Annotated in this window: 23 protein-coding genes; 8 read left to right on the top strand and 15 right to left on the bottom strand. The window is 71.9% G+C overall.

Features of this window, described 5'->3' with window-relative positions; genetic code table 11:
* Positions 1-19 precede the first annotated feature (19 nt).
* Positions 20-1,240 (bottom strand): multidrug effflux MFS transporter, encoded by a 1,221-nt coding sequence (locus ACGFJ2_RS56435; RefSeq protein WP_393483218.1) that lies wholly within the window; start codon positions 1,238-1,240, stop codon positions 20-22.
* A 92-nt stretch (positions 1,241-1,332) separates the two neighbouring features.
* Positions 1,333-2,109, bottom strand: coding sequence for a VOC family protein (locus tag ACGFJ2_RS56430; RefSeq protein ID WP_393483215.1), 777 nt, complete (start codon positions 2,107-2,109; stop codon positions 1,333-1,335).
* 192 nt (positions 2,110-2,301) lie between these two features.
* Between ACGFJ2_RS56430 and ACGFJ2_RS56425 the strand changes: the two genes are divergently transcribed.
* Positions 2,302-3,210, top strand: coding sequence for an ABC transporter ATP-binding protein (locus ACGFJ2_RS56425; RefSeq protein ID WP_358195388.1), 909 nt, complete (start codon positions 2,302-2,304; stop codon positions 3,208-3,210).
* Positions 3,207-3,974: an ABC transporter permease gene (locus ACGFJ2_RS56420; protein WP_357958440.1), complete on the top strand. Its 768-nt coding sequence runs from the start codon at positions 3,207-3,209 to the stop codon at positions 3,972-3,974. The genes ACGFJ2_RS56425 and ACGFJ2_RS56420 overlap by 4 nt, the downstream gene beginning before the upstream one ends.
* A 3-nt stretch (positions 3,975-3,977) precedes the next feature.
* Here the strand turns inward: ACGFJ2_RS56420 and ACGFJ2_RS56415 are convergent, their stop codons facing one another.
* Positions 3,978-5,147: an MFS transporter gene (locus ACGFJ2_RS56415; RefSeq protein ID WP_357958438.1), complete on the bottom strand. Its 1,170-nt coding sequence runs from the start codon at positions 5,145-5,147 to the stop codon at positions 3,978-3,980.
* Positions 5,148-5,281: 134 nt separating this feature from the next.
* Here ACGFJ2_RS56415 and ACGFJ2_RS56410 point away from each other — a divergent pair, with 134 nt between their 5' ends.
* The gene (locus ACGFJ2_RS56410) at positions 5,282-6,199 is read left to right on the top strand and encodes a DMT family transporter (RefSeq protein WP_393483211.1); all 918 of its coding nucleotides are present in this window, start codon (positions 5,282-5,284) and stop codon (positions 6,197-6,199) included.
* A gap of 75 nt (positions 6,200-6,274) precedes the next feature.
* Here the strand turns inward: ACGFJ2_RS56410 and ACGFJ2_RS56405 are convergent, their stop codons facing one another.
* The 8 genes from ACGFJ2_RS56405 to ACGFJ2_RS56370 all read right to left on the bottom strand — a co-directional run bounded on the left by ACGFJ2_RS56405 (position 6,275) and on the right by ACGFJ2_RS56370 (position 13,805).
* A complete protein-coding gene (locus tag ACGFJ2_RS56405; protein ID WP_225291377.1) occupies positions 6,275-6,946 on the bottom strand; it encodes a GntR family transcriptional regulator in 672 nt (223 codons plus the stop codon).
* 56 nt (positions 6,947-7,002) lie between these two features.
* Entirely contained in the window at positions 7,003-7,941 is a 939-nt protein-coding gene (locus ACGFJ2_RS56400) for an ornithine cyclodeaminase family protein (protein WP_393483207.1), read from the bottom strand.
* Positions 7,938-8,903, bottom strand: a complete 966-nt coding sequence (locus ACGFJ2_RS56395) for a proline racemase family protein (RefSeq protein WP_393483204.1) — start codon at positions 8,901-8,903, stop codon at positions 7,938-7,940. The genes ACGFJ2_RS56400 and ACGFJ2_RS56395 overlap by 4 nt, the downstream gene beginning before the upstream one ends.
* Positions 8,900-9,916: a proline racemase family protein gene (locus tag ACGFJ2_RS56390; RefSeq protein ID WP_357958430.1), complete on the bottom strand. Its 1,017-nt coding sequence runs from the start codon at positions 9,914-9,916 to the stop codon at positions 8,900-8,902. Before ACGFJ2_RS56390 ends, ACGFJ2_RS56395 begins: the two co-directional genes overlap by 4 nt.
* Positions 9,913-10,806 (bottom strand): dihydrodipicolinate synthase family protein, encoded by an 894-nt coding sequence (locus ACGFJ2_RS56385; protein WP_393483201.1) that lies wholly within the window; start codon positions 10,804-10,806, stop codon positions 9,913-9,915. The genes ACGFJ2_RS56390 and ACGFJ2_RS56385 overlap by 4 nt, the downstream gene beginning before the upstream one ends.
* Positions 10,807-10,822: 16 nt before the next feature.
* Positions 10,823-12,148, bottom strand: a complete 1,326-nt coding sequence (locus ACGFJ2_RS56380; protein ID WP_393483198.1) for an NAD(P)/FAD-dependent oxidoreductase — start codon at positions 12,146-12,148, stop codon at positions 10,823-10,825.
* 152 nt (positions 12,149-12,300) lie between these two features.
* Positions 12,301-12,543 carry a (2Fe-2S)-binding protein gene (locus tag ACGFJ2_RS56375; RefSeq protein ID WP_225291383.1) on the bottom strand — a complete coding sequence of 81 codons (243 nt, stop codon included), beginning with the start codon at positions 12,541-12,543 and terminating at the stop codon, positions 12,301-12,303.
* Positions 12,540-13,805, bottom strand: a complete 1,266-nt coding sequence (locus tag ACGFJ2_RS56370) for an NAD(P)/FAD-dependent oxidoreductase (RefSeq protein WP_393483195.1) — start codon at positions 13,803-13,805, stop codon at positions 12,540-12,542. Before ACGFJ2_RS56370 ends, ACGFJ2_RS56375 begins: the two co-directional genes overlap by 4 nt.
* Positions 13,806-13,902: 97 nt before the next feature.
* On the opposite strand from ACGFJ2_RS56370, the gene ACGFJ2_RS56365 reads away from it, so the two are divergent.
* Complete coding sequence (locus ACGFJ2_RS56365) at positions 13,903-14,904, top strand: heme A synthase (RefSeq protein ID WP_393483192.1); 1,002 nt, start codon at positions 13,903-13,905, stop codon at positions 14,902-14,904.
* Positions 14,905-15,001: 97 nt separating this feature from the next.
* Complete coding sequence (locus tag ACGFJ2_RS56360; protein ID WP_357958420.1) at positions 15,002-15,697, top strand: ElyC/SanA/YdcF family protein; 696 nt, start codon at positions 15,002-15,004, stop codon at positions 15,695-15,697.
* Here ACGFJ2_RS56360 and ACGFJ2_RS56355 read toward each other — a convergent pair.
* The 4 genes from ACGFJ2_RS56355 to ACGFJ2_RS56340 are packed head-to-tail and all read right to left on the bottom strand — an operon-like array spanning position 15,682 to position 18,999.
* A complete protein-coding gene (locus ACGFJ2_RS56355) occupies positions 15,682-16,866 on the bottom strand; it encodes a PrsW family intramembrane metalloprotease (protein ID WP_393483189.1) in 1,185 nt (394 codons plus the stop codon). The genes ACGFJ2_RS56360 and ACGFJ2_RS56355 overlap by 16 nt on opposite strands.
* A 17-nt stretch (positions 16,867-16,883) precedes the next feature.
* Positions 16,884-17,831: a cation diffusion facilitator family transporter gene (locus ACGFJ2_RS56350; RefSeq protein WP_393483186.1), complete on the bottom strand. Its 948-nt coding sequence runs from the start codon at positions 17,829-17,831 to the stop codon at positions 16,884-16,886.
* A 13-nt stretch (positions 17,832-17,844) separates the two neighbouring features.
* Positions 17,845-18,006, bottom strand: a complete 162-nt coding sequence (locus ACGFJ2_RS56345; RefSeq protein ID WP_393483183.1) for a hypothetical protein — start codon at positions 18,004-18,006, stop codon at positions 17,845-17,847.
* Between the two features lie 48 nt (positions 18,007-18,054).
* Positions 18,055-18,999, bottom strand: coding sequence for a heme o synthase (locus tag ACGFJ2_RS56340; protein WP_357958412.1), 945 nt, complete (start codon positions 18,997-18,999; stop codon positions 18,055-18,057).
* A 334-nt stretch (positions 19,000-19,333) separates the two neighbouring features.
* Here ACGFJ2_RS56340 and tkt point away from each other — a divergent pair, with 334 nt between their 5' ends.
* From tkt to ACGFJ2_RS56325, 3 genes are read left to right on the top strand one after another with little or no spacing between them, the layout of a single operon-like run.
* Positions 19,334-21,364, top strand: coding sequence for a transketolase (tkt, locus tag ACGFJ2_RS56335; protein ID WP_393483180.1), 2,031 nt, complete (start codon positions 19,334-19,336; stop codon positions 21,362-21,364).
* 5 nt (positions 21,365-21,369) lie between these two features.
* Positions 21,370-22,461, top strand: a complete 1,092-nt coding sequence (tal, locus tag ACGFJ2_RS56330; protein ID WP_357958408.1) for a transaldolase — start codon at positions 21,370-21,372, stop codon at positions 22,459-22,461.
* Positions 22,461-24,074, top strand: coding sequence for a glucose-6-phosphate isomerase (locus ACGFJ2_RS56325; protein WP_393483177.1), 1,614 nt, complete (start codon positions 22,461-22,463; stop codon positions 24,072-24,074). Before tal ends, ACGFJ2_RS56325 begins: the two co-directional genes overlap by 1 nt.
* Position 24,075 lies beyond the last annotated feature (1 nt).

The raw sequence follows: 24,075 nt of genomic DNA, 5'->3' as shown, positions 1-24,075 counted from the left end.
TTTCTCACGCAGGGTAGGCTTACCTAACTCTGCCGATGACCAGGAACGTCACGGCCGAGCAGGCGATGAGCCCCAGCATCACCGACGCCATCGGCACCGCCGTACCCGATCCCACCAGCCCGACCAGCGGCGCGGCCAGGGCGCCCAGCGCGAACTGGAGCACGCCGAGCAGGGCGGAGGCGCTGCCCGCGATCTGCTGCGGCTGGCTGGCCAGGGCCAGCGCGCCGGTGCCGGGAAGCACCAGGCCCTGGCCGCACATGATGACGAACAGCCCGGCGACGATGCCCGCCAGCCCCATGCCGATCATGGCCGCGGCCAGCAGCAGCGCCGCGCCGGTCAGGCCCACGCACAGGCCGATGGCCACCAGCCGGGCCGGCGGCACCCGCCCCGAGAGCCGCCCGCCGACCTGGGCCATGAGGGTCAGGCCGAGCGCGTTGAGCCCGAAGATGAGCGAATACTGCTGCGGTGTGGCGTGGTAGACCTCCTGCAGCACGAACGGTGAGCCGGAGATGTAGCCGAACATGGCGGCGAAGGCCAGCCCGGCGGTCAGCGCGCCGCCCATGAACGAGCGGTCGCGCAGCAGCTGCCAGAAGGTGCGCACGGTGTGGCCGAGCCCGCCGCTCTCCCGCTCGTACGCGGGCAGCGTCTCACGCACCCCGCCGAGTACGGCCACGAGCAGCACGATCCCGGCCAGGCTCAGCGCGACGAACACCCCGCGCCAGGAGGTGAAGCCGAGCAGCTGCGCGCCCGCGATCGGGGCGAGGATCGGCGCGAGGCCGCTGACGAGCATGAGGGTGGCGAAGATGCGCGCGATGGCGGCGCCGTCGTACAGGTCGCGGACGACGGCGCGGACGATGACCAGGGCCGCGCCGCCGAGAATGCCCTGCAGCAGGCGGAACACGATGAGCACCGGCACCGAGGGGGCGAAGGCGCACAGCAGCGAGGCGAGGGTGTAGCCGGCCACGCCCACGATCAGCGGCAGCCGGCGGCCGCGTACGTCGCTCACCGGCCCGGCGACCACCTGGCCGACGGAGACGCCGATGAGGCAGGCGGTCAGTGTCAGCTGTACCTGGGCGGGGGTGCTGACCAGCTCGCCGGTGATGGCGGGCAGCGCGGGCAGGTACATGTCGATCGAGAGCGGGCCGATGGCCGACAGCGCTCCGAGAATGATTAACAGCAGTCCGCGGCGGTTCCCCTTGACGACAGGTGACGTGAGTGGCGTGGCTTCTGCCACGGACATGCGTGAACCCCTCTCCCTCGCAGGCGTGTGGCCCACGAGGGCCGAGGGATGGAACCTAGATCCGGTCTACCTAATTCCCGGTTATGGGATATTTAGCTGACTTCGTGGAGTTGGATCACGGACAGTGCCGCGCCCTGCGGGTCGGTGAGCATGGCGAAGCGCCCGGGAGGCGCGTCCATGGCCCCGACGAGGATCGTGGCGCCCGCGCGCTCGGCGGCGGCGACGGTGGCGTCGAGGTCGTCGACGGCGAAGTACGTCATCCAGTGGGACGGCGTCTCCGGCGGATAGTTCGGCGACAGCTCGATCATGCCGGCGATGCTCGCGTCCCCGAGGTGCCACTCGGTGTACTTGACGCCGTCCATCTCCTGGTGGTGCGGGGTCCAGCCGAAGACGGCCGGGTAGAACCGCTCCGCGCTCGCGACGTCGCGGGTGACGAGCTCGTTCCAGCAGAACGCGACCGGCTCGTTGACCAGCTCGGCGCCCTTGTGGCGGCCGGCCTGCCAGACCGAGACGAACGACCCGTCAGGCGCCTGGAAGACGGCCATGGTGCCTTCCTCGAACACCTGCATGGGCTCCATGATGACGGTCCCGCCCGAGTTCTTGACCCGGTCGGCCGCGGCGGCGGCGTCGTCGACGGCGATATAGGTGTTCCAGGTCGAGGGCATGCCCTGCCCCATGGCCGGGCCCACGCCGGCGACCTTCTCGCCGTCGTAGGTGAACTGGCCGTAGCCGCCGGCCGCCGGGTCGTCGATCATCTCCGCCTGCCAGCCGAAGACGTCGTCGTAGAAGCGGGCGGACGCCTCGACGTCGGTGCTCGACAGATCCACCCAGCACGGAACACCGGGCTCATAGCCACTGCGCTGTGACATGGCAACCTCCTGTGATGTGGACGTCACTCTCAGACTTTCACTCCTGGTGGGGACTTTCCGGGAAACGGCCGGGTCAACAGCTGTCCATATCCGGCCACACGATCAGTCACGCGATCGGCCCCGCGATCGGCCGGGTGCGGCCGGGCAGGGTTGCCAGGCGGACCGCCGCGGACAGTCCCTAAACTCGAGGCCATGGAATCCCCAGCCGTCGAGCTCATCGACCTGGTCAAGCGTTACGGCGGCGCCACCGCGGTCGACGGCCTGTCGCTGCGCGCCGAGCGGGGCGCGGTCACCGCCGTGCTCGGGCCCAACGGCGCCGGCAAGACCTCCACGGTCGAGATCTGCGAGGGGTTCCGCGAGGCCGACTCCGGCACCGTACGCGTCCTGGGCCTGCCGCCCGACCAGCCCAAGCTGCGGCCCCGGGTGGGCGTGATGCTCCAGGCGGGCGGCGTGCCGCCCGCGGTGCGCTGCGGCGAGTGGCTGCGCCTGGTCTCGCGCTTCTACGCCCACCCGCTCGACGCAGGAGCCCTTCTGGTACGCCTCGGCCTGGCCGACCACGCCCGCACCCCTTACCGCCGCCTGTCGGGTGGCCAGCAGCAACGGCTCTCCCTGGCCGCGGCGGTGATCGGCCGGCCGGAGCTGGTGTTCCTCGACGAACCGACGGCCGGGCTCGACCCGCAGGCCAGGCACGCCTGCTGGGATCTGGTGGGCGAGCTGCGCGCCGCGGGGGTCTCCGTGGTGCTCACCACCCATCACATGGACGAGGCCGAACGGCTGGCCGACCATGTGGTGATCATCGATCGGGGCCGGGTGGTGGCCGAGGGCAGCCCGGCGTCGCTGACCGGGGCCGAGCGGCAGCTGCGCTTCCGAGCCCGGCCGGGTCTCTCGCTGGACGAGCTGCTCCACGCGTTGCCGGGGGGCAGCGCGGCCAAGGAGTCGCCCGCCGGCCACTACATCATCGAGGGCCAGGTGGGCCCGGCTCTGCTGGCGACCGTGACGACCTGGTGCGCCGCCGAGGGCGTCATGGCCGACGACCTGAGCATCGAGCGCCGCACGCTCGAAGACGTCTTCCTGGAGCTGACCGGCAGGGAGCTGCGATGACCACGCTCGACTTCACCCCCGCCCCGGCGGCGGCGCCGTTCGCCCGCATGGTGCTGGCGCAGGCGGCGGCCGAGACGCGCGCGACGCTGCGCAACGGCGAGCAGCTGCTGCTGACGCTGATCATCCCGGTGCTGCTGCTCGTCGGGTTCTCGCTGGCTCCGCTGATCGACGTCGGCGGGGGCCGGCGGATCGACTTCCTCGCGCCGGGCGTGCTAGCGCTGGCGATCATGTCTACGGCGTTCACCGGGCAGGCGATCGCGACGGGCTTCGAGCGCCGCTACGGCGTGCTGAAGCGGCTCGGCGCGACTCCCCTGTCCAGGGCCGGGCTGCTGCTGGCCAAGACGGTGGCGGTGCTCGCGGTCGAGGGTGTCCAGGTCGTGGTGATCGTGGCGGTCGCGCTGGCGCTCGGCTGGCGGCCCCAGGGCTCGCCGGTGGGCGCGCTGCTGCTCGTGCTGCTGGGGACGGCGGCGTTCAGCGGGCTGGGGCTGCTCATGGCGGGCGTGCTGCGGGCCGAGGCGACGCTGGCCGCGGCCAACCTCGTCTATCTGGTGCTGCTCGGGGCGGGCGGGGTGATCTTCCCGCTGACGAAGTTCCCCGCCGGGATGCGGCCGGCCCTGGAGGTGCTGCCGATCTCGGCGCTGACCGGCGGGCTGCGTTCCGTGCTCGCCGGGGGCGCGGCCGTGCCGCTGGGGGCGCTGGGGGTGCTGGCCGCCTGGGCGGTGCTGTCGCTGGGCATCGCCGCGCGCACGTTCCGCTGGGAGTGAGCGTCAGGCGCGGCCGGTGACGCCGTAGCGGTGGCGGCCGATGACGGCCACCACGGTGAGCGGCACCGCCACGGCCGCCGAGACGCCGAACAGCAGCGCGTACCTGCCGTCCTGGGCGGCCGGGCCGCCCGCCCACGACGACACCGCGCTGCCGACGAACAGCGCCGCGGCGAAGAAGGCCACGCTGGTCCCCCTGGCGTTGGGCGCGACCGTGGTGATCCAGGTCTGCAGCGAGGAGTGCATGAACGACCACCCGACGCCCAGCAGCAGCGCGGTGGCGCCGACGGTCGCCAGGCTGACGTGGACGGCCACGAGCGCGTACCCGGCGCAGAGGTGCGCTCCCCCGACGGCGATGAGCACGGGCGGGGACCATGTCCGCGACAGGCGTTTGACCAGTCTGGTGAACACCCACAGGCCCACGCCGTAGGTGGCGGTGGCCAGACCGGCGACCGCCGCCCTGACACCGTTGTGCTCCAGGGCCGTGGCGAGGAAGGCCATCGTGCCGAGCAGCACCGCGCCCTCCACGAAGGCCAGCCCGAACACCAGCAGCGCCCACGGCTCACGCAGCACCGCGCCCACGTGCCTGCCCAGCCCGCCGATCTCGGCCCGGGGCGGCTCGGGCAGGGAGCGCAGCGCGAGCGCGCAGGCCAGCGCGCAGGCCGCGGGCACGGTGAACGCCACGTGCCAGTCCACCAGGTCGGCGAGCACGCCGCCGAGACCGGTGGCCATGGCGATGCCCAGGGCTCCCGCGCCCATCAGGTCCGACAGGGCGCGCTGCCGTACGACGGGCGCGACCGTGTCACCGACGTACGTGAGCGAGGTGGGGATCACCGCGCCGAAGCAGGCGCCCGCCACGATCCTCGACACCACCAGCGCGCCCAGCACCGGCATCAGGGCGGAGGCCACCCCGGCCAGCGCGGCGCCGAACATCGCCGCCCGCATCACCCGCACCCGGCCGAACCGGTCGGAGAGCACGCCCCACAGCGGCTGCGTCAGGCCGTAGGCCAGGTAGTAGCCGCTGGCGACCGCGACCGCCGCCGACAGCGGGACGCCGAGGTCGGCGGCGATCAGGACGAGCATGGGGTTCACGGCGAACCGGTCGAAGCTGCTGACGAAGGTGGCCACGGACAGCACGAGCGGGGGACGGACGAGGGAGGCCGGGGGTGCGGTCATGGCTCCATGGTCAATTGTCGGCTTCAACGGTTAAGTGCGTATAAGTACCACCCTAGTGGGGAATGTCGGCCCAGCTCGGTACCGTTCTACCCGCCGTCCCGCTACTGAGCCCGCCATGCCTACTGAGGAGTGCTGTGAGCGCCTTCGCCCTGGATGATCCCTTCGACCGGGGATCCGGCCTGCCCAGACCCGGCAGTGTGCTGCGCAGCGCCGCCGACTCCATCCCGCCTTCCGGGCTGGTGCTGCTGGCGATCTTCTCCGTGCAGCTGGGGGCGGGCTTCGCCAAGGAGCTGTTCGCGGCGCTGCCGCCGAGCGCGGTGGTGTTCCTGCGCATCGCCGCGGGCGCGTTGATCATGGGCGCGGTGGCCAGGCCCAAGCTGAAGGGGATGTCGTGGCGTGACCTCGGGGTCGGGCTCACCTTCGGCGTGACGCTGGCGCTGATGAACCTGTCGTTCTACGAGGCGATAGCGCGGCTGCCCCTGGGGATCGCGGTGGCGATCGAGTTCCTCGGGCCGCTGGGCGTGGCGGTGGCGGCCTCCAGGCGGCGGCTCGACCTGGTGTGGATCGGCCTGGCGGCGGCGGGCGTGGCGCTGCTCGCGCCCTGGGGCCAGTCGGCGTCGGTGAGCTGGGCCGGCATCGGGTTCGCGCTGGGGGCGGGAGTGTTCTGGGCGGCCTACATCCTGCTGTCGGCCTCGGTGGGGCGGCGCTTCCCCGGCACCACCGGGCTGTCGGTCGCGATGATCGTGTCGGCCGTGGTGGTCGCCCCGGTGGGCATCGCGTCGGGCGGCGGCGACCTGCTCCAGCCGCATCTGCTGCTGATCGGGCTGGGGGTGGGGCTGCTGTCGTCGGTGATCCCGTACTCGCTGGAGCTGCAGGCGCTGCGGCGGATGCCGAAGCACGTGTTCGGCATCCTGATGAGCCTGGAGCCCGCGGCGGCCGCGCTGGTCGGCGTGCTGGTGCTCAGCGAGATGCTGCACGCGCAGCAGTGGGCGGCGATCATCTGCATCGTGGCCGCGAGCCTGGGCACGACCCGCGCGACGAAGAAGAAGTAGCCTCCCGGACGTGATCGGTGCGGGCCGGTCCGAATACCGCGGCCGCGATCAGCGCGGGCCGGCCCGGACAAGTGATCAGTGCGGGTCGGCCCAGATGCCGCGGACGTGCTGGATGTGCTCGGACATGATGTGGCGAGCCGCCTCGGTGTCACCCGCCTTGAGCGCGTCGAGCAACGCGACGTGCTCGCGGGCCGAGTCCGACAGCGTGCCGCGCTCCGACAGCTGCGACAGGCCGTAGAGCCGGGCCCGGTTGCGCAGGTCCTTGACCACCTCGACCAGGTGGGCGTTGCCCGACAGCGTCAGCAGCTCCACATGGAAGCGCAGGTCGGCGTCCACGTACGCGAGCAGGTCACCCCGCTCGGCGGCGGCGACGATCTCCTCGGCGACGGGCCGCAGCCGCTCGAAGTCGGCCGCGCGCGAGGAGTCGGCCAGGCGGGTCACGGTGGGCACCTCGATGAGCTGCCGGATCTCGGTCAGCTCGTCGAGATCGCGGTCGGACAGCTCGGTGACCCGGAAGCCCTTGTTGCGCACCGCCTCGACCAGTCCCTCCTTGGCCAGGTCGAGCATGGCCTCACGGACCGGCGTCGCGGAGACGCCGAACTGCGCGGCCAGCACCGGCGCGGAGTAGACCACCCCCGGGCGCATCTCACCCGTGATCAACGCGGCGCGGAGCGCGTGCGCGACCTGCTCGCGCAAGCTCTGCCGCTCGCCCACCATCGGCAGGTCGAGCCGGTCCTCGGCAGCCATCCGGCCATCCCTTCGCTCAGTACACGCCCGCTGATCACCCCCGCTGGGGCGCCCCGCTAAACCCACGCCTCGTACGCGGCCGCGGCGACCACCAGGTCCTCCCACGCCATCCCGGTGCTCTTGAACACGCGGGGACCGGTGCCCGCAGGAACCCGGCCGGCGATCAGGTCGGCGAGGTTCCCGGCGAGATGACCGGTGGTGATCGTACCTTGGCGCACCGGGATGACCACATCCCCCGCTTCGGCCAGCGCCGCCGACCTGGCCTCGACGACGACCGTGGCGCGGGCGACGAGGTCTCCGTCCAGCTCGCGCGCCTCCGGTTCGTGCGATCCGACTGCGACCACCGTGGCGTCGTCGCGGACCAGCTCGCCGGGAAAGAGCGGCTCCCTGGCCGTGGTGCAGCAGGCGATCAGGTCCGCCTCCGCCACGGCGCTCAGGTCCGGAGCCTGGCCGTGCACCGCGCGGGCCGGCAGGCCGTGGTCGCGGCAGCGGGCGGCCAGGCTCTCGGCGCGTTCGGGGTCACGGCCGACGATCGTGACCCGTTCGACCGGCCGGACCGCGCCCAGCGCGAGGATGTGCCCCCACGCCTGCGGGCCCGTGCCGAACACCACCAGGTTACGGGCGTCCGGCCCGGCCAGGTGCTTGACGGCGAGCGCCGAGACCGCCGGGGTGCGCAGCGAGGTGAGCGTGATGCCGTCCATGGCGGCCAGCGGGCTCAGGGTGTCGCCGTCGAGCAGCAGGTACGTCCCCTGAATGCGGGGCAGCCCGCGCTCGGCGTTGCCGGGTGCGATGGTGACGGCCTTCACGCCCGCGTACCGTCCCGCGGCGGCGGGCATCAGCAGGAGCTGCCCGGCGGGCAGCTCGACGATCGGCCGCAGCGGCGTCTCCTCCGGATCGAGCCCGTCCCGCAGGGCCTCTTCCAGGATGCGTACGGCCCGCGCCACGGGCACCAGCCGCTCGATGGTGGCGGCGTCGAGGTAGGGCAGCGCGTTCACCGCAGCACGAACCCGGTGCCGAGGGGGTCTTCCGGATCGAGCTCGAAGGTGTGCCGCCCGGTGCGGTAGGCCATGCCCTCGATCTCGGCGACCACGCCCTGGTCGGTCACCTTCCCCACGGTGGCGACGAACGTGCCGCCCGCGATACCGGTGTGGATCAGCGGACCCTGGTGACCGTCGTCGTAGAGCAGGGCGAGCCGGGCGGCCGTGCCGGATCCGCACGGCGAGCGGTCCACCTCGCCGTCGGCGAACACGGTCACGTTGCGCTGGCGCAGTCCTTCGCCCGGAACGTCCTCGTAGAAGATCACCCCATAGACGCCGGACAGCCGGTCGTCCGCCGGGTGCCGCGTGGCCGGGTGGCCCGCCAGGGCGGCCTTGATCCGGCGGCCGTGGCCGACGAACTCCGTCAGGCTCCCGGCCTCGACGGTCAGGCCGACGGCCGAGGCGGGCAGGGTGGCGTAGATGGCTCCGCCGTAGGCGAGGTCGACCTCGACCCCGGCGACGGGGAGGGCGCGCGCGATGGCGTACGACGGGACGTTGACGAAGGTCACCGACTCGACGCGGTCCCGCGAGCCGCGTACGCGGGCCGTGACGCGGCCCGAGGGCACGTCCACGACCACGTCCGTCTCGCCGCCGGGGTCCGCCTCGACCAGGCCCTCGCGGACGGCGTGCACGCCGAGCGCGATCGTGCCGTGGCCGCAGGCGGTGGAGTAGCCGTCCTTGTGCCAGAACAGCGCGCCGAAGTGGGCGCCTGGGTCGTCGGGCGGGACCAGGAAGCAGCCGTACATGTCGGCGTGGCCGCGCGGCTCGTGGCAGAGCAGCCGCCGCACCCGCTCGGCCGGGCCGTCAGGTGCGGCGGCCCGGCGTTCGAGGACGGTGGCGCCCGGGATGTCCGGGGCGCCACCGGTGACGATCCTGAACGGCTCGCCGGCGGTGTGGTAGTCGACCGTGGTGACGCTCACAGCTCGAATCCCTCGGGGAACGGGTCGCGCGGGTCGAGGAAGTATTGGGCGGTGCCGGTGACCCAGGCACGCCCGGTGATGGCCGGCACGACCGCGGGCCGTCCGCCGACGGTGGTCTCCCCCAGCAGACGGCCGATGAAACGGGTGCCGATGAACGACTCGTTGACGAACTCCCCGCTACCCGGCCCCTCGCTCACGGCCAGCCGGCCACGGGCGTGCAGCTGGGCCATCCGGGCGCTGGTGCCGGTGCCGCACGGCGAGCGGTCGAACCAGCCCGGGTAGATGGCCATCGCGTGCCGCGAGTGGTGCTCGTCCGAGCCCGGCGCGGTGAAGTAGACGTGGTGGCAGCCCCGGATGCGGTCGTCCTCGGGGTGCACGGGCTCGTCGGCCGCGTCGATCGCCGCCATCGTGGCCAGCCCGGCGGCCAGGATCTCGTTCTTGGCCTTGCGGTCGAAGGGCAGGCCGTAGTCGTCGAGGTCGACGATGGCGTAGAAGTTGCCCCCGTACGCCAGGTCGTAGCGGATGTCGCCGAAGCCGGGCACCGTGACGACGGCGTCGAGCCTGTCGCTGTAGGCGGGCACGTTGCGCAGCGTCACCGACATGGCCATGCCGTCCTTGACGGCCACGTCCACCTCGACGAGCCCGGCGGGCACCTCCAGGCGCACGGTCGTGACCGGCTCGACGACCTCCACCATGCCGGTCTCCACCAGCACGGTCGCCACGCCTATGGTGCCGTGACCGCACATCGGCAGCAGCCCGGACACCTCGATGAACAGCACGCCCCAGTCGGCGTCGGGCCGGGTGGGCGGCTGCAGGATGGCGCCGCTCATGGCGGCGTGGCCGCGCGGCTCGTTCATCAGCAGCCTGCGGATGTGGTCGAGATGGTCGCGGAAGTAGACGCGCCGCTCGGCCATGCTCGCGCCGGGGATCACGCCCACGCCGCCGGTGATGACGCGGGTGGGCATGCCCTCGGTGTGCGAGTCGACGGCGTGGAAGACCCGCTTCGTCCTCATCGCATGCCCTCCGCGAGCGCCTTCTCCGTCGCACCGCGTACGGCCGCCTCCTGCGTCTCGGTCAGCGGCACGCGCGGCAGGCGGCAGGGCCCACCGTGACGGCCCGCGATGTCCATCGACAGCTTGATGGCCTGCACGAACTCCGTCTTGGAGTCCCAGCGAAGCAACGGGTGGAGCGTACGGTACAGGGGCAGCGCGGTCTCGAGGTCACCGGCCAGCGCGGCCCGGTAGAGGGCGACGCTGGAGGCGGGCAGCGCGTTGGGGTAGCCGGCGACCCAGCCGACGGCCCCGGCGATCGCCAGTTCCAGCAGCACGTCGTCGGACCCGATCAGCACGTCGAGGCCGGGAGCCAGCTCGCCGAGCTCGTAGGAGCGGCGCGGGTCGCCGCTGAACTCCTTCACGGCCACGATCAGGCCCTCGCCGTGCAGGCTGGCCAGCAGCGCGGGCGTCAGGTCCACCTTGGTGTCGTACGGGTTGTTGTAGGCCACGATCGGCACCCCGGCCTTGGCCACCTCGCGGTAGTGCGCGATCACGGAGCGCTCGTCGGCCCGGTAGGAGTTGGGCGGCAGCAGCAGCACCGAACCGCAGCCGGCCGCGGCGGCGCGCTCGGCCCACAGCCGCGACTCCGCCGCGCCGTACGCGCCGACGCCCGCCATCACGTTCGCCCCGCCGACCGCCTCGACGGCCGTCTCGATGACCTTGGCCCGCTCCTCGGCGGTGAGCGTCTGGTACTCGCCCAGCGACCCGTTGGGGACCACGCCGTCGCAGCCGTTCTCGACCAGCCAGCGGCAGTGCTCCGCATAGCCGTCGAAGTCGACGGACAGGTCCTCACGCAGAGGGAGAGCCGTGGCCACCATGACACCGTGCCAGGATTTAATGCGATTTGTCATTAAAGAGTCCTCCAAATCAGGGTGTATCGAGCTCGAGCTCGGCGAGAGCGCCGAGAGAGATGGGTTGCGCGATGGGGCGGCGAGGGGGCCGGGGCGACTCCCCTGCCAGGCAGGCGACCGCGTAGCCGCAGACGCGGCCCTGGCACCAGCCCATGCCGGGCCTGGCCAGCAGCTTGACCGAGCGCGCGTCGGTGGCGCCGAGCTCCAGCGCCGCGCGTACACGGGCGACCGGCACCTCCTCGCACCGGCACACCAGCGTGTCGTCGCGCAGCCAGCCCTGCCAGCCCGGTTTGACCGGATACGCGTGATGCAGCGCCTCGCCGAACGCGCGCATCCGCCGGCGCCGTCTGGCCAGCACGCCGGGCACCGGCTCACCGGCCACGGCCAGGCCGGCGATACGGCCCTCCAGCTCGGCGAGGTACCGTCCGCCCACGCCGACCGGCTCGCCCGCCGCCCAGACGCCGTGCGCCGTGGTGCGCTGGCGGCCGTCCACCGCGATTACCGGCATGCCGTCCGCGTCCTGGCGGGTCTCACAGCCGAGCTCGACGCCGAGCTCGATCTGGGGGACGAAGCCGTAGCCGACGGCCAGCGTGTCGCAGGCCAGCTCACGGGTGGCGAGCACGTTCCAGTCGGCGTCGAGCCGCGCGACGGTGACCGCCTCCAGCTCGCGCTCGCCGTGGGCGGCGATCACCGCCTGGTGCGTCCGGTACGGCACCCGGTGCCTGGCCATGGCCAGCCCGTAGCCCGCCGCCTCCCCCGCCTTGCCCGCGGCCAGCAGCGGATGCCGAGCCAGGCCCAGGCCGCCGTTGGCCTCGAACACGCCCAGCACCTCGGCCCCCGCCCCCGCCAGGCCGGTGGCCACGGGCAGCAGGAACGGCCCGGTGCCGGCGACGACCACCCGGCCCCCCGCGACGACGCCGTTGCCCTTGAGCAGCGCCTGGGCGCCGCCCGCCGTCAGGACGCCGGGCAGGTCCCAGCCGGGGAACGGCAGCGGCCGGTCGTGGGCGCCGGTGGCGATCAGGAGGTCACGGCAGCGGACCGCCACCGCGCGGCCGTCCGGCGTCTGGCAATGGACGGTCAGCCGGTCGCCGTCCCGCGTCACGGTCCACACCTGATGCCCGAGCAGGACCTCGGCCCGCTCGCCGAGCGCGCGGGCCTGCCTCAGGAACCGGTCCAGACCCGGTGTGCCGCCGCGCGCCGCTCCGTCCGGGTGGCGGAAGTACTGGCCGCCGAGGCGGGCACCCGAGTCGACGAGGACCACGCTCAGGCCGCGCAGCGCCGCCGTCAGGGCCCCCGCCACTCCGGCGGGCCCACCACCGATAACGGCGAGATCGCAGCTCACACTCACATAGTCGTCGCGAGCGCGGTCATCGCGAGCGCGGTCATCGCGAGCGCGGTCATCGCGAGCGCGGTCATCGCCACGAACCCGGTCATCGCGAAGGCCGTCGCCGGGGCTGCGGTCGTGGGGCGCGCCCACATGGTCGTCGGTCGGGCTCATGCGGTCGTCACCTCGTCTCCGGGCCGGGCCTCCAGCAGGCAGGCGCGTTCTGGTGGGCGGCCGTTCACCGTGATCAGGCAGTCGAAGCAGACGCCGATGCCACAGAACAGGCCGCGCGGCCGCCCGCCGAAGCGGGTGGTCCGCCAGGCGCGGACTCCGGCGGCGTGCAGGGCCGCGCCGATCGTCTGCCCCGGCTCGACCGGCACGGCCCGGCCGTCGATCGTGATCTGGAAGGTCACGCGGACTCCTCGGTCGCACGGGAGGACCCGGCGGGCGTCTCGGTCGGGGATCCGCCATGGGTCGCGGTCGGGGACCCGGACGAGCTCCCGGACGGGGACCCCGACGAACTCCCGGACGAGGATCCGGCCGAGGTCGCGAAGCGGTCCGGGCGGAAGGGGGACAGGTCGAGTTCGGGGCGGGCGCCGGTCAGCAGCTGGGACAGCAGGAGCCCGGTCGCGGGCGCGAGCCCGATCCCGGCCCCTTCGTGCCCGCACGCGTGATACAGCCCGGGCGCGCGCGGATCCGGCCCGATCACCGGCAGATGGTCCGGACAGTACGGCCGGAACCCGCAGTACGACCTGATCACCCGCACCTCCCGCAACGCCGGGAACAGGGCGACGGCCTGGGCCGCCAGCCGGGCCAGCACCCGGGGCGAGGTCGTGCGGTCGAAACCCACCCGCTCCCGGCTCGCCCCGATGAGCACCGTCCCCGCCGGGGTGCCCTCGACGACGGCCGAGGTCTCCAGGTCGGCGGAGTCGCTGGCCACGTTGGTGACGTAGGCGGCGGTGTAGACCTTGTGCCGGATCAGCGGCTCGCGCAGCGGCTCGGTGACGAGGATGAACCCGCGCCTGGGCAGGATCGGCAGCGCCACGCCCGCGAGCCCGGCGATCTCGCCGCCCCACGTGCCGGCCGCGTTGATCACCGCGCCGCCGAGGATGTCGCCCTGGTCGGTGCGTACGCCCGTCACCCGGTCCCCGGACCGCGTGAACCCGGTCACGGTGACGCCGGTGCGCAGGTGAAGCGTGCCGTGGCCGTAGCTCTCCGCGCCGTGCCGGAGCAACTGCGCGGCGGCCAGCATGGGCTGCACCTGGGCGTCCTGCGGGTAGTGGACGCCGCCCGCGAGCCCTTCGGCCAGGTGCGGCTCGTAGCCGGGCAAGCCGTCGGCGGGCACGACGGCGTACTCGACGCCCTGCTTGCCCGCCAGTTCGACGAGCTGCCGCTGGACCTCGTCGGTCTCGGCGACGACCAGGCCGCCCTTGGGCTCGTACTCGAACCCGCCCAGCGCGGCCAGCTCCCCCCACAGGCGGTTGGACAGCAGCGCGAGGTCCAGCTCCGGGCCCGGCTCCTTGTCCGAGACCAGCACGTTGCCCTCGCCCGCACCCGTCGTGCCGCCGGCCACGGGGCCGCGGTCCACCACGGTCACGTCCAGTCCGGCCCGTGCGGCGTAATAGGCGCACGCGGCGCCCACCACTCCGGCGCCGATGACGATCACATCCGACATCCTCACCTCCCAGCTGTAATATGTCACATACCCATGCCGCTTGAGAAGCACGTTCCCGGGTCAAGGACCGGACGACCAGCCCCTTACCATCGATGACGTGAAGCTCTCCGACGTGAAACTACCCACAGACCACCCAAACGCCCTGGTGCGGCGCCTGTTCTCCTTCTGGGCGCCGACCGCCGAGTCGATGCGGGGCTGGGCTCTGGCGTCTGTGGTGGTCAACGCGGGCATCACCGTGACGGGCGCGGCCGTGCGGCTCACCGGCTCCGGGCTCGGCTGCCCGACCTGGCCGAAGTGCACGCCCGACAGCTTCGTGCCCGTCGCGCATCCCGAGATCTCGCCCGTCACCATGGCCGTCGAGTTCGGCAACCGGCTGCTGACGTTCCTGGTGCTGGCGGTGGGGTTCGCCTGTGTGGTGGCGGCGATGCGGCTGGCCCCCCGGCGCCCTCAGCTGCTCTGGCTGGCCCTGCTGCAGCCCGCGGGCATCGTCTTCCAGGCGCTGTGGGGCGGGCTGGTGGTCAGAAGCCTGCTCAACCCGGTCACGGTCAGCGTGCACTTCCTGGCCTCCATCGCGCTGATCGTCGCCTGCTGGACGCTCTATGTGCGGGCGGGCGAAGGCGACGGTCCGGCCCGTCGGGTGACGCATCGCGACATCCGGCGCCTCGGCTTCGTGCTGGTCGCGGCGGTGGCGGTGCTGCTCCTGGCCGGGGCGCTGGTGACCGGCACGGGGCCGCATTCCGGCGACGCGGTGGCCTCCCGGTTCGATCTCGACATCGAGAGTGTGGTGCGCCTGCACTCCGACATCGTCTACATCGTGCTGGGGCTGTCGTTCGCGCTGCTGTTCGCGCTGCACGTGACCGACGCGCCCAGAGCGGCCCGCCGGGCGGCGCTGGCGCTGCTCGTGGTGGAGCTGGCCCAGGGCGTGATCGGCTATATCCAGTACTTCCTGGCGGTGCCCGCCCTCCTGGTGGGCCTGCACGTGCTCGGCTCGACCCTGGTCTGGATCGCCACGCTGAGGGTGGTCACCTGCCTGCGCACCCGCGACCCGCTACCGGCCCCCGCCACCCCCTCCCCCACCGAAGCACCGGCCAGAGTCTGACCCGCTGAACCCCTCCCCCACCGAAACCCCAGCCGGTTTTTGACCCGCTATGCCAAGGTATGAGGGACTACCTCCCTCTACCTTGTGAGGTCCCTGAGTGGCTTTGGCCCGTCCCGCTCGGAAGACCCTGCGCCGCCTGTACCAAGGACTGGTACTCCTCAGCGTGCTCGTCCTGGCGCCGATGACCTGGGCGTGGCTCGACAGCTCGGACCACCGCGAGGTGGCCGACACCGCCGGCTGGCTGGCGCGGGTGCCCACCTCGCAGGTGGCGCTCGTGCTCGGCGCGGGCCTGTACGCCGGCCGTCCCTCGTCCATGCTGGCCCGCCGCCTCGACATCGCGGCCGAGCTCTACCACGCGGGCAAGGTCAAGGCGCTGCTGCTGTCGGGCGACAACAGCCGCAAGGAGTACGACGAGCCGACGGCCATGCGCGACTACCTGCGGGCCAAGGGCGTGCCGGACGCGGTGATGGTGCTCGACTACGCCGGGTTCGACACCTGGGACTCGTGCGTGCGGGCCCGCAAGGTCTTCGGCGCCGAGCGGCTGACCGTGGTCACTCAGGTGTTCCACCTGCCGAGAGCGGTCACGCTCTGCCGTACGGCGGGACTGACGACCTTCGGCGTGGGCGACGACTCCGTCAAGCAGTGGGCGGCGACCACCTACGCCTCGGCCGCCCGCGAGGTGTTCGCCACCGGCAAGGCGTTCGCCGACGCGCTTCTGCTGCACTCCGACCCCGTCTATCCCGGCCCGCGGGAGACCTCGCTGCGCGCGATCCTGGCTCAGCCGGGCGCGTAGCCCGGTGGCGGGGTGCCCCGCGCCGCGGCCCCGAGGTGGGCGGGCGGCACCGGGAAGCTCGCCTTGGCGGTGCTCATGCATTCGAGCAGGGCCCGCTGCTCCTCGTGGAAGGTCTGCTCGTCGATCATCCGCCGGGCCGCCCGCTCGTGCAGCAGGCCCAGCTCGGTCGCCGCGAGCTGGTAGTCGCTCATCGCGCGCAGCCCGCGCTTGCCGCCGTGGACCTTGGCCCACTGCCTGGCCCGCCGACGCCGTGACAGGGCGGACAGCATGTGGATGTCGGCCGGGTTGACCAGCTTGGTCGGCTCGTACGGCGGCAGGTAGCGCTGGATCAGGGCGACGATGCGCCGCCGATCACTGATCACCAGCGCGATCAGCACCACGAGCACGACCAGCAGCACCAGGTAGGCGATGACCAGGCCGGGGAAGCCGCCGTAGGAGCTCAGACCGTTCCAGAGGCCGTGCAGGAGCATCGCGCCGACCCAGCCGGCCAGGATGGAGAAGACCCGGTCCGACCCCTGGCGCTGGGCGGCGTAGGCGACCGCGACACCGATCATCGAGGTGAACAGCGGGTGCGCGAACGGCGACAGCACGCCGCGCAGCACCACTGTGACGGCCAGCCCGATGCCGCCCTGGTCGGAGTTGAGCGCGGCGATGTAGTAGCTGACGTTCTCGCTCATCGCGAAGCCGAGGCCGACCATGCTGGCGTAGATGATGCCGTCGGTCGGCCCGTCGAGCTCGGCCCGGCGGAATCTGAGCAGCCCGAGCAGCACCAGCCCCTTCATCGTCTCCTCGACCACGGGGGCGCCGAAGGTGGCGGCGACGTTGCGCGCGCTGGCCGCGCTGAGGTTGGCCGCGTCGATGATGTAGTGCAGGTTGAGCGAGTTGATCACGCCCGCGACCAGCACCGCCACGCCCGCTCCCCAGGCGAAGGCGAAGATGAGGTTGCTGCGCGGCTCCGGTTCCATGCGGTCCAGCGCCAGCACGGCGGCCAGCAGCAGCGGCACCGGCGCCAGCGCCAGGATCAGCGAGATGAAGAACTGCACGGGCGCGCCGTTGAGCACGTCGAAGGCGAAGGAGACGAGTGCGCACAGGCCGGTCACGATCAGCCCGATGATCAACGTGAACGACGGGCGGTCCTTCAACACCCAGCGTGGATCACGGGACGCCATACCGTGACTGTAACGGATCAAAAAGGCGCTGTCCTGCCCAGGTGGCGCGGTCCGTGCGGGTCCTCACAATGCTCCGTCCGGTCCTTGAGACCGTGGTCCACCTGCAGCGTGGTGTGGCCGATCTCGAAGCGATCGTGCAGCAGGTCAGCCAGGCGGGTGCGGACCTGGTGGCAGTCGGACCCGCGGGCCACGATCACGTGCGCCGACAGCGTCGGATAGCCACTGGTCACCGTCCAGACATGCAGGTCGTGCACCTCGACCACGTCAGGGTCGCCGGCCAGGACCCCGCCGATCTCGTCGGGGTCGAGGTCGCTCGGCGCGGCCTGGAGCAGCACCCTGGACGAATCGCGTAGCAGCCCCCAGCCGGCCTTGAGCATGAGCGCGGCGACCACGAGCGCGGCGATCGCGTCGGCCTGCCGGAACCCGGTCAGCCACACCACGACGCCGGAGATCGCGGTGGCGATGAAGGCGTACATGTCGTTGAGCACGTGCTGGAAGGCACCCTCGACGTTGAGGCTGCGCCGGTCGGCCCTGGACAGCAGCCAGGCGGCCAGCGCGTTGACCACGATGCCGGCCACGGCCGTGACGACCACGATGGGCCCGGAGACCTCGGGCGGCTCCAGCAGCCTGCGCACGCTCTCGTAACAGAAGTACGCCACGAGCAGCAGCAGGGTGAGGCCGTTGAGCTGGGCCGAGAGGATCTCGGCGCGCTTCCAGCCGAAGGTGTAGGCGCCGCGGGCGGGCCGGGCGGCGAAGCGCATCGCGACCAGGGCCAGCGCGATCGCGCTGGCGTCGGTGAGCATGTGGGCGGCGTCGGAGATCAGCGCGATCGAGTTGGCGATCAGCCCGGCGATCACCTCGATCGCCATGTAGCCGACGATCAGCGCGAGCGCGCCCACCAGGTAGCGCTTGTCGGCGTCGGCCGAGTGGCCGTGCCCGTGACCATGCCCGTGACCGTGGCCCATCAGCGCTCCTCCCTCATATGCTCGCGGCTGAGGTCGAGCAGCATCCGTACGTGCGCGTCGGCCAGCCGGTGTCCGGCGTCACCAGCCGGTCGCGGGTGGCCGCGACGCGCTCGGCGTCGGGCTCCTGAACGACGCAGCCGTCGAGCGAAGCCACAACACCTGAAGAGCTGTTCATGTGTTCACCATAACGACAGCACGAAGCCCACCGCAACGGGCGGTGGGCTCAGCTCAGCAGCGGGTCGATGGCGACGGCGAGGAACAGCAGCGCCAGATAGGCGTTGGACCAGTGGAAGAAGCGCATCGGGCGCAGGTCGACACCGGTCTTGCCGGAGTTGAGGCGGGCCAGGAGGCGATGGACCTCCCACAGACACATGGCGCCCAGGGCGGCGGCGGCGATCGGGTAGAACAGCGTGGTGTGCGCCACCGGCCACAGGGCCAGCGAGCAGAGCACGGTGGCCCAGGTGTAGGCGATCGACTCCAGGATCACCCGGCGCTCGGTGGCCACCACGGGCAGCATCGGCACCTTGGCCGCCGCGTAGTCCTCCTTGTAGCGCATGGCCAGCGTCCAGGTGTGCGGCGGCGTCCAGAAGAACACCACCCCGAACAGCGCCAGCGGCGCCCAGTCGAGCCGCCCGGTGATGCCCGCCCAGCCGATCAGCACCGGCATGCAGCCCGCGATGCCGCCCCAGACGATGTTCTGGGCGGTGCGCCGCTTGAGGATCATCGAGTAGACGATGACGTAGAACAGGATGGCGCCGGTGGAGAGCATGGCGGCCAGCCAGTTGGTGGTCAGCCAGAGGCCGACCAAGGACAGCACGCCGAGCACGATGCCGAAGACGAGCGCGCCGGTCGGCGAGACCTGGTGCCTGGCCAGCGGACGCCGCCTGGTGCGGCGCATCTTCTGGTCGATGTCGCGGTCCACGTAGCAGTTGAGCGCGTTGGCGCTGCCCGCGGACAGGGTGCCGAACACCATGACCGATATCGACGTCCACAGCGGCGGCAGCCCGCCCGCCGCGAGGAACATCACAGGGAGGGTCGTGATCAGCAGGAGCTCGATGATCCGCGGCTTGGTCAGAGCGATGTAGGCCTTGACGAGCATGCCGATCGTCCTCGGCGGCTCGGCCGCGGGAGCGGGGGCCGTCGTCTGCCTGTTCGTCAGCACCGTCAAGGCGCTTCCAGCACGTGCGGAGTCAACGCGTAACCTCTGATTGGAGCGGAATCTCATGGACGGACGCCACGGCGTCCCTGTGATGACAACGAGAACAACCAAACTGTAGTAGCAGGGTCGTCCGGTCCGGCCAATGGGGGGACACGCACGGGGGTGGAAGGGGAATCTTTCGCCGACTCCACTCAGTTAGGGTCCGGTGTGGCGGGATATGCCAACCGGTACCACCAATGACAACTAGATTCCGGAGACCGAGCACTTGAGCACCGAACTCGTGCCAGACCTCGAATGGACCGACCTAGACAAGCAAGCGGTCGACGTCGTTCGAGCCTTGGCCATGGACGCAGTCGAAAAGGCGGGTTCGGGTCACCCGGGCACCGCCATGAGCCTGGCTCCCGCCGCGTACCTGCTGTTCCAGCACGCGATGCGCCACGACCCCACGGATCCCACGTGGCTGGGGCGTGACCGCTTCGTGCTGTCGTGCGGGCACTCCAGCCTGACGCTGTACATCCAGCTGTTCCTGTCCGGATACGGACTCGACCTGGACGACCTGAAGGGGTTGCGCCAGTGGGACAGCCTGACCCCCGGTCACCCGGAGCACGGGCACACGGTCGGTGTTGAGACCACCACGGGCCCGCTCGGCCAGGGCCTGGGCAACGCCGTCGGCATGGCCCTGGCGGCCCGCCGTGAGCGCGGCCTGTTCGACCCCGACGCGGAGGCGGGCGCCTCGCCCTTCGACCACCACATCTGGTGCATGGTCAGCGACGGCGACATCGAGGAGGGCATCAGCCACGAGGTCAGCTCGATCGCCGGCCACCAGAAGCTGGGCAACCTCACCGTCATCTATGACGACAACCACATCTCCATCGAGGACGACACGCTGATCGCGAAGTCCGAGGACGTGGTCAAGCGCTACGAGGCCTACGGCTGGCACACGCTCAGCGTCGACTGGACCGAGTCCGGTGAGTACGTGGAGGACATCCAGGCGCTGCACGCGGCGCTGGAGGCGGCCCGCGCCGAGACCGACCGGCCGACGTTCATCCGGCTGCGCACGATCATCGGCTGGCCCGCCCCGAACAAGCAGAACACCGGCAAGATCCACGGCTCCGCCCTCGGCGCCGACGAGGTCGCCGCCACCAAGCGGGTCCTCGGCATGGACCCGGAAAAGAGCTTCGACGTGCCCGCCGAGGTGCTGGAGCACGCGCGCGAGGTGGCCCGCAGGGGTCACGAGGCGCACGCCGCCTGGCAGAAGGGTTACGACGCCTGGCGCGAGGCCAACCCCGAGCGGGCCGCCGAGCTGGACCGCATCTCCCGCCACGAGCTGCCCGCCGGGTGGACCGAGGCGCTGCCCGCCTTCGACAAGGGCGGCTCGATGGCCACCCGCAAGGCGTCGGGCGAGGTGCTCAACGCGCTCGCGCCGGTGCTGCCCGAGCTGTGGGGCGGCTCGGCCGACCTGGCCGAGTCCAACAACACCACGATGAAGGGCGAGCCGTCCTTCATCCCGGAGGAATACCAGACCAAGGAGTTCCCCGGTAACCGCTACGGCCGCACGCTGCACTTCGGCATCCGCGAGCACGGCATGGGCGCGATTCTCAACGGCATCGCCCTGCACGGCGGCACCCGGCCCTACGGCGGCACGTTCCTGGTCTTCTCCGACTACATGCGCCCCTCCGTGCGCCTGGCGGCGCTGATGAAGCTGCCGGTCACCTACGTGTGGACGCACGACTCCATCGGACTGGGCGAGGACGGCCCCACCCACCAGCCGGTCGAGCACCTGTGGGCGCTGCGCGCGATCCCCGGCCTCGACGTGGTGCGCCCCGGCGACGCCAACGAGACGGCGTACGCCTGGCAGGCAGTGCTCGAGCACGACGACCGGCCCGCCGCGCTCGCCCTGACCCGGCAGAACCTGCCGATCTTCGAGGGCACCAGCGCCGAGGGCGTGGCCAAGGGCGGCTACGTCCTGCACGAGGCGTCCGGCGGGCAGCCCCAGGTGATCCTCATCGCCACGGGCAGCGAGCTGGAGCTGGCCGTCAACGGCCGCGAACTCCTCGAAGCCGAAGGCATCCCGACGCGGGTCGTGTCGATGCCGTGTGTGGAGTGGTTCCAAGGGCAGGACATTGCGTATCGGCAGAGTGTTCTGCCGTCAGCGATCAAGGCCCGGGTCGCGGTCGAGGCGGGCATCGCTCTGGGCTGGCGTGAGTTCGTCGGCGAGAGGGGCGAGGTCGTCAGCCTTGAACACTTCGGCGCGTCGGCGCCGTATAAGACGCTGTACGAGCAATTCGGGCTGACGGCGGAGCGCGTGGCCGCCGCGGCCAAGGCGAGCCTCGCCAAGCTGGGCCACGACAAAGGCGAGACGACGGGAAACTGAACGAAATGAGCGAGAACCTCAAGAAGCTGTCCGCCCAGGGCGTGTCCATCTGGCTGGACGACATCAGCCGTGAGCGCCTGCGCACGGGCAACCTGGAGCAGCTGATCCGCGAGAAGAACGTGGTCGGCGTCACTTCCAACCCGACCATCTTCGCCGGCGCGCTCAGCAAGGGCGACGCCTACGACACCCAGCTGCACGACCTGGCCGTGCGCGGGGTCGACCTCGGCGAGGCCGTACGCGCCATCACCGCCTACGACATCCGCTGGGCCGCCGACGTGCTGCGCCCGGTCTACGACGCCACCGCCGGCGTCGACGGCCGCGTGTCCCTGGAGGTGGACCCGCGGCTGGCCCGCGAGAGCGACAAGACCGTGGCCGAGGCGCGGGCGCTGTGGTGGCTGGTCGACCGGCCCAACCTGTTCATCAAGATCCCGGCGACCCTCGAGGGGCTGCCCGCGATCACGCAGGCGCTCTCCGAGGGCATCAGCGTCAACGTCACGCTGATCTTCTCGCTGGAGCGCTACCGCGCGGTCATGGACGCCTGGCTGGCCGGCCTGGAGGCCGCGCAGGCCAAGGGTCTCAACCTGGGCTCGATCGAGTCGGTGGCGTCGTTCTTCGTCAGCCGGGTCGACACCGAGATCGACAAGCGGCTCGACCAGCTCGGCCGGCCGGAGCTCAAGGGCAAGGCGGGCGTGGCCAACGCGCGCCTGGCCTACGCGGCGTTCGAGGAAGTGATGAACTCCGAGCGCTGGCAGCGGCTGCGCGCCGCCGGTGCCCGCCCGCAGCGCCCGCTGTGGGCCTCGACCGGCGTCAAGAACCCCGACTACTCGCCCACGCTGTACGTCGACCAGCTCGTCGCCCCCGGCACCGTCAACACGATGCCGGAGAAGACGGTCGACGCGACCGCCGCCGGCGCCAACATCACCGGTGACACCGTGCGCCCCTTCTACGAGGACGCGTGGAACACCATGGCGGCGCTCAAGGAGGCCGGCGTCGACTACGACGACGTCGTCAACGTGCTGGAGGACGAGGGCGTCGAGAAGTTCGAGGCGTCCTGGAACGAACTCCTCGAGAGCGTCAGCAAGAACCTGGCCCGCTGATGACCGTCTCGTACCGCGAGGAGGGGGTGGCCAACGCCGCCTCCTCCGCCGCGGGGCGGCTCGTCGCCGACGGCGTGCCCGCGCGGCTCGCCGCCGGCGATCCCACGCTGTGGGGCAGCGACGCGGAGGCGGGGGCGGCCGTCCGGCTGGGCTGGCTGACCCTGCCCCGCACCTCGCGCGAGCTGCTGCCCGAGCTCGGCAAGCTGGCCGAGCGGGCGCGCGCCGAGCACCTGACCAACGTGGTACTGGCCGGGATGGGCGGCTCGTCGCTGGCGGCCGAGGTGATCTGCGCGAGCGCCGACGTGCCGCTGACCGTCCTGGACACCACCGACCCGGGTCAGGTACGCCGGGCGCTGGCCGAGCCGCTGGAGGCCACGATCGTGGTCGTGGCCAGCAAGAGCGGCTCGACGGTCGAGACCGACAGTCACCTGCGCGTCTACGAGGAGCTCTTCCGCCAGGCGGGCATCGACCCGGCCGACCGCATCGTGGTCGTCACCGACCCGGGCTCGCCGCTGGAGCAGACGGCCGTGGACGCCGGCTACCGCCTGGTCCCGGCCGTGCCCGACGTGGGCGGCCGCTACTCGGCGTTGTCGGCCTTCGGCCTGGTGCCCAGCGCGCTGGCCGGGGCCGACGTCGAACGGCTGCTCGACGACGCCGACGAGGTGCTGCCGCTGCTCTCGCTCGACGCCGGCAACCCCGGGCTCGACCTGGGCGTGGCACTCGGCGGGGCGGCGCTGGCCGGACGCGACAAGCTGATCGTCGACGACCGGCTGTCGGTGATCAGCGGGCTGTCGGACTGGATCGAGCAGCTCGTCGCCGAGTCCACGGGCAAGAACGGCCTGGGCATCCTGCCGGTCGCCGGCGCCGAGCCGAACGGCGCCCGTGACGAGCTGGTCGTCGGGATCGACTCCGACGACGGCGACGTGCGCGTCGACGGGCCGCTCGGCGCGCAGTTCCTCATCTGGGAGTACGCCACGGCCGTGGCCGGGCTGCTGCTGGGGATCGACCCGTTCGACCAGCCGAACGTCGCCGAGTCCAAGGACAACACGGCCGCGCTGCTCGACATGGAGGCGCTGCCGCTGGGCGAGCCGGCCTTCGTCGACGGGCCCGTGGAGGTGTACGGCGCCACCAAGGCCAGGGATCTGCCGGGCGTGCTGACCGAGCTGCTCGAAGCGGTGCCCGAAGACGGCTACCTGGCCGTGATGGCGTATCTGGACCGGCTGTCGGCCTTCGATGTGTTCGTGCCGGACGGCGCCGACTTCGAGCAGATGACCGACGCGTGGATGGCGGCCGACCCGGCCACGCTGCGGGCGCTGCTGGCCCTGCGCACCGACCGGCCGGTCACCTTCGGGTGGGGGCCGCGGTTCCTGCACTCCACCGGCCAATATCACAAGGGCGGCCCGCAGAACGGGGTGTTCCTGCAGATCACCGGTGCCGTGGCCGACGACGTGCCGGTGCCCGGCAGGCCGTACACGCTGGGCGGGCTTGAGCTCGCGCAGGCCCTCGGCGACCTCGGGGCACTGCTGCGGCGCGGCCGGCCGGCCGTACGCCTGCACCTGACCGATCGCGCGGCCGGAGTCGCGCACCTGCTCGCAGCCGCACAGGAGGCTTGAG

The sequence above is a fragment of the Nonomuraea sp. NPDC049028 genome (assembly GCF_043197735.1).
Classification (GTDB): domain Bacteria; phylum Actinomycetota; class Actinomycetes; order Streptosporangiales; family Streptosporangiaceae; genus Nonomuraea.
The sequence above is the reverse complement of the archived record's forward strand: the minus strand, read 5'-3'. Positions and strand labels throughout refer to the sequence as shown.

Excerpts from the sequence above, each read along its gene's own strand:
- ACGFJ2_RS56405 (WP_225291377.1), bottom strand. The coding sequence starts at position 6,946 with ATGGCTGCCGAGGACCGGCTCGACCTGCCGATGGTGGGCGAGCGGCAG.
- ACGFJ2_RS56420 (WP_357958440.1), top strand. The coding sequence starts at position 3,207 with ATGACCACGCTCGACTTCACCCCCGCCCCGGCGGCGGCGCCGTTCGCC.
- ACGFJ2_RS56370 (WP_393483195.1), bottom strand. The coding sequence starts at position 13,805 with ATGTCGGATGTGATCGTCATCGGCGCCGGAGTGGTGGGCGCCGCGTGC.
- ACGFJ2_RS56325 (WP_393483177.1), top strand. The coding sequence starts at position 22,461 with ATGACCGTCTCGTACCGCGAGGAGGGGGTGGCCAACGCCGCCTCCTCC.
- ACGFJ2_RS56345 (WP_393483183.1), bottom strand. The coding sequence starts at position 18,006 with ATGAACAGCTCTTCAGGTGTTGTGGCTTCGCTCGACGGCTGCGTCGTT.
- ACGFJ2_RS56355 (WP_393483189.1), bottom strand. The coding sequence starts at position 16,866 with ATGGCGTCCCGTGATCCACGCTGGGTGTTGAAGGACCGCCCGTCGTTC.
- ACGFJ2_RS56385 (WP_393483201.1), bottom strand. The coding sequence starts at position 10,806 with ATGACAAATCGCATTAAATCCTGGCACGGTGTCATGGTGGCCACGGCT.
- ACGFJ2_RS56350 (WP_393483186.1), bottom strand. The coding sequence starts at position 17,831 with ATGGGCCACGGTCACGGGCATGGTCACGGGCACGGCCACTCGGCCGAC.
- tkt (WP_393483180.1), top strand. The coding sequence starts at position 19,334 with ATGGACGCAGTCGAAAAGGCGGGTTCGGGTCACCCGGGCACCGCCATG.
- ACGFJ2_RS56415 (WP_357958438.1), bottom strand. The coding sequence starts at position 5,147 with ATGACCGCACCCCCGGCCTCCCTCGTCCGTCCCCCGCTCGTGCTGTCC.
- ACGFJ2_RS56435 (WP_393483218.1), bottom strand. The coding sequence starts at position 1,240 with ATGTCCGTGGCAGAAGCCACGCCACTCACGTCACCTGTCGTCAAGGGG.
- ACGFJ2_RS56390 (WP_357958430.1), bottom strand. The coding sequence starts at position 9,916 with ATGAGGACGAAGCGGGTCTTCCACGCCGTCGACTCGCACACCGAGGGC.
- ACGFJ2_RS56425 (WP_358195388.1), top strand. The coding sequence starts at position 2,302 with ATGGAATCCCCAGCCGTCGAGCTCATCGACCTGGTCAAGCGTTACGGC.
- tal (WP_357958408.1), top strand. The coding sequence starts at position 21,370 with ATGAGCGAGAACCTCAAGAAGCTGTCCGCCCAGGGCGTGTCCATCTGG.
- ACGFJ2_RS56430 (WP_393483215.1), bottom strand. The coding sequence starts at position 2,109 with ATGTCACAGCGCAGTGGCTATGAGCCCGGTGTTCCGTGCTGGGTGGAT.